This window comes from Paenibacillus oenotherae (assembly GCF_019443105.1).
Taxonomy (GTDB): Bacteria; Bacillota; Bacilli; order Paenibacillales; family Paenibacillaceae; genus Paenibacillus_Z; species Paenibacillus_Z oenotherae.
In genome coordinates this window covers 1-3,961 of sequence record NZ_JAHZIJ010000041.1, presented here as the reverse complement: position 1 = coordinate 3,961, position 3,961 = coordinate 1, and the positions used below count along the sequence as shown (strand labels likewise).

1 protein-coding gene is annotated in these 3,961 nt (G+C 55.6%); it reads right to left on the bottom strand.

Features of this window, described 5'->3' with window-relative positions; translation table 11 throughout:
- On the bottom strand, positions 1–3,961 hold a 3,961-nt coding region (locus K0T92_RS24365), incomplete at both ends, for a beta strand repeat-containing protein (protein ID WP_425517684.1).

The window sequence follows — 3,961 nt, the reverse complement described above, 5'->3', positions numbered from 1 at the left end:
AACGAATAGCTCGTATTCGCACTTAAACCTGTCACCGTTGCACTCGTATCACTTCCACCAAGTGCACCCGATGTCGTCGCTGCACTCCACGTTGTCCCTCCATCGGTCGACTGCTCAATCGCCAGCGGCGAGGCTCCGATGACTGCACTCCAGCCAAAGTCTGCTGTCGTCGATGTCTTTCCCGTCGTTGCAAAGTCGCTTACTGGAACCGATAGCGTCGTTAACGCTACCGCATTCGAATTTCCCGCATTCGCTCCGCCTGTTATGACCAACCGGAACGAATAGCTCGTATTCGCACTTAAACCTGTCACCGTTGCACTCGTATCACTTCCACCATGTACACCCGATGTCGTTGCTGCACTCCACATTGTCCCTCCATCGGTCGACTGCTCAATCGCCAGCGACGTGGCTCCGCTGACTGCGCTCCAACCAAAATCCGCTGTCGTCGATGTTTTTCCCGTCGTTGCAAAGTCGCTTATCGGAACGGACATCGTCGTTACGGATACTGCATTCGAGTTCCCCGCATTCGCTCCGCCAGTGATGGCCAAACGGAACCAATAATTTGTATTCGCACTCAGGCCCGTCACCGTTGCGCTCGTATCACTTCCACCAAGTGCACTTGATGTCGTTGCTACACTCCACGTCGTTCCTCCATCGGTCGATTGCTCAATCGCCAGCGATGAGGCTCCGCTTACTGCACTCCAGCCGAAGTCCGCTGTTGTTGACGTCTTACCCATCGATGCAAAGTCGCTTACTGGAACCGACAATGTCGTCACTGCTACCGCATTCGAATTTCCCGCATTCGCTCCGCCTGTTACGACCAAGCGGAACATATAACTTGTATTCGCATTCAGTCCTGTTACCGTTGCACTCGTATCACTTCCACCAAGTGCACCCGATGTCGTTGCTGCACTCCACGTCGTTCCCCCATCGGTCGACTGCTCGATCGACAACGACGAGGCTCCACTTACTGCACTCCAGCCAAAGTCCGCTGTTGTCGATGTCTTTCCCGTCGTTGCGAAGTCGCTTACTGGAACCGACAACGTCGTCACTGCTACCGCATTCGAGTTCCCTACATTCGCTCCGCCAGTAACGACCAAGCGGAACATATAACTTGTATTCGCATTCAGTCCTGTTACCGTTGCACTCGTATCACTTCCACCAAGTGCACCCGATGTCGTTGCTGCACTCCACGTCGTTCCCCCATCGGTCGACTGCTCGATCGACAACGACGAGGCTCCACTTACTGCACTCCAGCCAAAGTCCGCTGTTGTCGATGTCTTTCCCGTCGTTGCGAAGTCGCTTACTGGAACCGACAACGTCGTCACTGCTACCGCATTCGAGTTCCCCGCATTCGCTCCGCCTGTTACGACCAAATGGAACGAATAACTCGTATTCGCACTTAAACCTGTCACCGTTGCACTCGTATCACTTCCACCAAGTGCACCCGATGTCGTTGCTGCACCCCACGTTGTCCCTCCATCGCTCGACTGCTCAATTACCAGCGACGAGGCTCCGCTGACTGCGCTCCAGCCAAAGTCTGCTGTCGTCGATGTCTTTCCCGTCGTTGCGAAGTCGCTTACTGGAACCGACAACGTCGTCACTGCTACCGCATTCGAGTTCCCCGCATTCGCTCCGCCTGTTACGACCAAATGGAACGAATAACTCGTATTCGCACTTAAACCTGTCACCGTTGCACTCGTATCACTTCCACCAAGTGCACCCGATGTCGTTGCTGCACCCCACGTTGTCCCTCCATCGCTTGACTGCTCAATTACCAGCGACGAGGCTCCACTTACTGCACTCCAGCCAAAGTCCACTGTCGTCGATGTCTTTCCCGTCGATGCAAAGTCGCTTACCGGAACGGACAGTGTCGTCACCACTACTGCATTCGAGTTCCCCGCATTCGCTCCGCCAGTAACGACCAAACGGAACGTATAACTTGTATTCGCACTCAGACCCGTCACTGTCACCGATGTTGAGCTACCTGCAAGTACACCCGATGTCGTCGCTGCACTCCACGTTGTCCCTCCATCGGTCGACTGCTCAATCGCCAGCGACGTGGCTCCGCTGACTGCGCTCCAGCCAAAGTCCACTGTCGTCGATGTCTTTCCCGTCGATGCGAAGTCGCTTACTGGAACCGACAATGTCGTCACTGCTACCGCATTCGAGTTCCCCGCATTCGCTCCGCCAGTGATGACCAAGCGGAAGGAGTAGCTCGTATTCGCACTCAGGCCCATCACCGTTGCGCTCGTATCACTTCCACCAAGCGCACCCGATGTCGTTGCTGCACTCCACGTCGTTCCTCCATCGGTCGACTGCTCAATCGCCAGCGACGTGGCTCCGCTGACTGCACTCCAGCCAAAGTCCGCTGTCATCGATGTCTTTCCCGTCGATGCGAAGTCGCTTACTGGAACCGACAATGTCGTCACTGCTACCGCATTCGAATTCCCCGCATTCGCTCCGCCAGTGATAACCAAGCGGAACGTATAATTTGTATTCGCACTCAATCCTGTCACTGTCGCCGATGTTGAGCTACCTGCGAGTACACCCGATGTCGTTGCCGCACTCCACGTCGTTCCCCCATCGGTCGACTGCTCAATCGCCAGCGACGAGGCTCCACTTACTGCATTCCAATCAAAATCCGCTGTTGCCGACGTCTTTCCCGTCGATGCGAAGTCGCTTACCGGAACGGACAACGTCGTCACCACTACTGCATTCGAGTTCCCCGCATTCGCTCCGCCAGTGATGACCAAGCGGAAGGAGTAGCTCGTATTCGCACTCAGGCCCGTCACCGTTGCGCTCGTATCACTTCCACCAAGCTCACCCGATGTCGTCGCTGCACTCCACGTTGTCCCTCCATCGGTCGACTGCTCAATCGCCAGCGATGAGGCTCCACTTACTACACTCCAGCCAAAGTCCGCTGTCGCTGACGTCTTACCCATCGATGAAAAGTCACTCACTGGAACAGACAGCGTCGTCACCGCTACCGCATTCGAGTTCCCCGCATTCGCTCCACCAGTGACGACCAGACGGAAAGAATAGCTCGTATTCGCACTCAGGCCCGTCACCGTTGCGCTCGTATCACTTCCACCAAGTACACCCGATGTCGTCGCTGCACTCCACGTTGTTCCTCCATCGGTCGACTGTTCGATTGCTAACGACGAGGCTCCACTTACTACACTCCAGCCAAAATCCGATGTCGTCGACGTCTTACCCGTCGTTGCAAAATCACTCACCGGGACGGACAGCGTCGTTAACGCTACCGCATTCGAGTTCCCCGCATTCGCTCCGCCAGTGATGACCAAGCGGAAGGAGTAGCTCGTATTCGCACTCAGGCCTGTCACCGTTGCACTCGTATCACTTCCACCAACTATACCCGATGTCGTCGCTGCACTCCACGTTGTCCCTCCATCGGTCGACTGCTCAATCGCCAGCGACGAGGCTCCGCTGACTGCACTCCAGCCAAAGTCGGCTGTCGTCGATGTCTTTCCCGTCGTTGCAAAGTCACTTACTGGAACGGACAATGTCGTCACCGCTACCGCATTCGAGTTCCCCGCATTCGCTCCACCAGTGACGACCAGACGGAAGGAATAGCTCGTATTCGCACTCAGGCCCGTCACCGTTGCGTTCGTATCACTTCCACCAACTACACTTGATGTCGTCGCTGCACTCCACGTCGTTCCTCCATCGGTCGACTGTTCGATTGCTAACGAAGTCGCTCCACTTACTACACTCCAGCCAAAGTCCGCTGTCGTCGATGTCTTTCCCGTCGTTGCAAAGTCGCTTACTGGAACCGACAACGTCGTCACCGCTACCGCATTCGAATTTCCCGCATTCGCTCCGCCAGTGATGACCAAACGGAACGAATAGCTCGTATTCGCACTTAAACCTGTCACCGTTGCACTCGTATCACTTCCACCAAGTACACCCGATGTCGTTGCCGCACTCCACGTTGTCC